Source organism: Burkholderia sp. Ac-20384, from assembly GCF_017104605.1.
In the GTDB taxonomy this organism is placed as follows: Bacteria; Pseudomonadota; Gammaproteobacteria; order Burkholderiales; family Burkholderiaceae; genus Burkholderia; species Burkholderia lata.
Window position 1 is genome coordinate 1 of sequence record NZ_JAAGPE010000550.1, and the last position, 2,830, is coordinate 2,830.

General features: G+C 66.7%; 4 protein-coding genes and 1 pseudogene. 2 read left to right on the forward strand and 3 right to left on the reverse strand.

All coding sequences use genetic code 11. From position 1 onward, the window contains the following. Nucleotides 1–38 precede the first annotated feature (38 nt). Nucleotides 39–956 carry a 3-hydroxyacyl-CoA dehydrogenase NAD-binding domain-containing protein gene (locus G3O00_RS41500; protein ID WP_206146470.1) on the reverse strand — a complete coding sequence of 306 codons (918 nt, stop codon included), beginning with the start codon at nt 954–956 and terminating at the stop codon, nt 39–41. A gap of 247 nt (nt 957–1,203) precedes the next feature. On the opposite strand from G3O00_RS41500, the gene G3O00_RS41505 reads away from it, so the two are divergent. Both G3O00_RS41505 and G3O00_RS41510 read left to right on the forward strand, forming a co-directional pair. Then, entirely contained in the window at nt 1,204–1,644 is a 441-nt protein-coding gene (locus G3O00_RS41505; protein WP_174936334.1) for an Hsp20/alpha crystallin family protein, read from the forward strand. A 16-nt stretch (nt 1,645–1,660) separates the two neighbouring features. Next, nucleotides 1,661–2,071 carry an Hsp20/alpha crystallin family protein gene (locus G3O00_RS41510; protein ID WP_206146471.1) on the forward strand — a complete coding sequence of 137 codons (411 nt, stop codon included), beginning with the start codon at nt 1,661–1,663 and terminating at the stop codon, nt 2,069–2,071. Nucleotides 2,072–2,158: 87 nt separating this feature from the next. Here the strand turns inward: G3O00_RS41510 and G3O00_RS41515 are convergent, their stop codons facing one another. Beyond that, nucleotides 2,159–2,494, reverse strand: a complete 336-nt coding sequence (locus G3O00_RS41515) for a zf-TFIIB domain-containing protein (RefSeq protein WP_206146472.1) — start codon at nt 2,492–2,494, stop codon at nt 2,159–2,161. 90 nt (nt 2,495–2,584) lie between these two features. Beyond that, a pseudogene (locus G3O00_RS41520) lies at nt 2,585–2,830 on the reverse strand (TerC family protein); the annotation flags it as partial.

Below are 2,830 nucleotides of genomic sequence, written 5' to 3' on the forward strand. Positions count from 1 at the left end.
TTAGCCGGCGGCGGCCCGGACGCGACGCCGCGGCGCGGTCACGGCAGGAAGCTGCGGCGCCGCGCGTCGATCAGCTCGACGAGCAAGCGGTCGCGTTCGGCCGCCAGTTCCTGCATCGAGCGCTCGCCCTGGATCGCGCGCAATTCGTCGTTCAGCTTGCGATCGACGTCCGGATCGAACGACGGCGTGCCGAGGTCGTCCCACCAGGTCGTGATCGGCCCCGACAGGTGTTCGAGAAAGTGCGCGATCCCGCCCGCGCCGCCGCCGAGGTGATAGGTCAGGCACTGCCCCATCAGCCCCCAGCGCAGGCCGGGCCCCCATGCGACGGCCTTGTCCGCATCGGCGACGCTCACGACACCTTCGCCGACGAGGTGATACACCTCGCGGAACAGCGCGGCCGCGAGCCGGTTCGCGACGTGGCCGGTCATCTCCTTGTTGAGGACGATCGTCTGCTTGCCGAGCCCATCGTAGAAATCCTTCACGCGCGCGATCACGTCCGGGCTGGTGGCATCGCCGCCGACCAGCTCGACGAGCGGAATCAGGTGCGGCGGATTGAACGGATGCGCGATCAGGCAGCGTTCCGGATGCTTGTCGCACGCGGTCTGGATGTCCGACATTTTCAGGCCCGACGAACTCGACGCGATCGGCACGTGCGCGGGCAGCACGTCGTCCATCTGCCGGTACAGCGCGCGCTTCAGGTCGAGCCGCTCCGGGCCGTTTTCCTGCACGAAGTCGACACCGTCGAGCGCACACACGAGATCGGCGTCGAACGACAGCCGCGCGGAAAGTTCGGCGGCCCGCTCGCCGAGAAACGCGGCCAGCGATTCGCGCAGCCGCGTGTCGGCTTGCGGCGCCGGATCGGTCGCGACGACGTCGAAGCCCTGCGTCAGATAGAAAGCGGCCCAGCTCGCGCCGATCACGCCGGCGCCGACGATCGCGATGCGTCGAATGTCCATGATTGTCCCGTGTCGTAGGTCTGCAGATAGATCGCGGCGATTGTCGCATCGAATCGCACGAGCATGCATTGACGCAGATTGCAGATGCCCTCTTGAAATGCGCTGGGGTGGCCACTAATTACACGTCGTCGGGCAGTACACCATCCAACGCACTGCCCCCGTTTCGACCCAGTGGAGCTTCTACGTCGCGCCCGCCGCAGGCGCCGCGCCGTCACGTCTCCCGTGTTCCCTGTTCTGGAGGACCAACATGAGCGGTATCCATTTCGGCAGCGACCTGTTCGACGAATTCGCCCGCGTGCAGCGGCAAGTGGCCAACCTGCTCGGCGATCGACCGACCGGCATTCGCGCGGTGCGGCCCGGCGCCTTTCCCGCGCTCAACGTCGGTGCCACCGACGGCGCCATCGAGATCGTCGCGTTTGCGCCCGGCATGGCCGCGGCCGACTTCGACGTATCGATCGACAAGGACTTGCTGACGATCAGCGGCGAGCGCAAGCCGGCGGCTCGCAGCGAAGGCGACGATCTGCGCACTTATGCGCAGGAGCGCTTTCACGGTGCATTCCGTCGCGTCGTCGAGCTGCCGCGGGATGCAGACCCCGATCAGGTCAGCGCCCGCTACGAAAACGGCTGCCTGCTGATTCGCGTCGGCCGGCGCGAGGCATCGAAGCCGCGTGCAATCACTGTTCAATAATATTCAGGATACCGACATGAATGCGAACCCGACCCTGGCCGAGCGTCAGACGAACACCGTTCACCCCGCTGCCGCCGAAGCGGCCCGCCGGCCCGCGATCACGCCGGCCGTCGACATCGTCGAGAACCATCTCGGCGTCACGCTGCGGGCCGACCTGCCCGGCGTGCCGCGCGAAAACCTCGACGTGAAGGTGCACGACAACACGCTGACGATCGAGGCCGACACGCAGATCGACACGCCTGCCGATCTCCGCGTGCGGCATGCCGAAATCCGCGCGACGCGCTATGCGCGCAGCTTCGTGCTGAGCCCCGATCTCGACACGTCGAGGATCGACGCGAACCTGCGCGACGGCGTGCTGACGCTGACGATTCCGCGCCGCGACGAAACGCGACCGCGCCGCATCGACGTGACGGCCGGCAACGCGTAAGCACCCACGCGGGCGACCATCCCGCACGCATGAAAAAGCCCCGCCGGGTACGTACGGCGGGGCTTTCTTTTATGACGTGCGGCGCAATCAGTCGAAGTCGAACAGGTCGAACACCGATTTCTTGCGACGCTGCCCGTCGTGCTTGTAGTGATCGTCGTGCGAGCGGCCATCGTGTCTGTCACGGCTGTCATGCGAGCGAGCGTCGCGCCCCCACCCGTCGTCGTGGCCGCGCGGCGCTTGCGCATCGTGCCGCACCGGCGTCTCGTCGCGGCGCGCTGGCGCATCGCCGGCCTCGCGTGCAATCAGCTTGTCGAGCTCGCCGCGATCGAGCCACACGCCGCGGCAGGTCGGACAGTAGTCGATCTCGATCGACTGGCGCTCGGCCATCAGCAGGTCGGGCGTCTTGCAGACTGGGCATTTCATCGCGCTTCTCCTTTCCGTGCAAATTTCGTCTGGATTCCGTATGAGGCGCGTGACGCCGGCCACCGCAGCAGCCGTGTCACGCGCGGGGGCTCAGTGGCCTTCCGTCGGTGCCGAGCGCTTCGACTTCGCGCGCCGCGCCAGCATGTTCATGCCTTCGACGAAAGCCGAGAACGCCATTGCCGCGTAGATATAGCCCTTCGGCACATGCGAGCCGAACCCTTCGGCGATCAGCGTCATGCCGATCACGACCAGGAACGACAGCGCGAGCATCACGATGGTCGGGTTGCGGTCGATGAAGCGTGCGAGCGGCTGTGCAGCGAACAGCATCACGGAGAC

Bases quoted from the DNA above. Each gene is read 5' to 3' on its own strand.
- G3O00_RS41500 (WP_206146470.1), bottom strand. From the start codon at position 956: ATGGACATTCGACGCATCGCGATCGTCGGCGCCGGCGTGATCGGCGCG.
- G3O00_RS41510 (WP_206146471.1), top strand. From the start codon at position 1,661: ATGAATGCGAACCCGACCCTGGCCGAGCGTCAGACGAACACCGTTCAC.
- G3O00_RS41515 (WP_206146472.1), bottom strand. From the start codon at position 2,494: ATGAAATGCCCAGTCTGCAAGACGCCCGACCTGCTGATGGCCGAGCGC.
- G3O00_RS41505 (WP_174936334.1), top strand. From the start codon at position 1,204: ATGAGCGGTATCCATTTCGGCAGCGACCTGTTCGACGAATTCGCCCGC.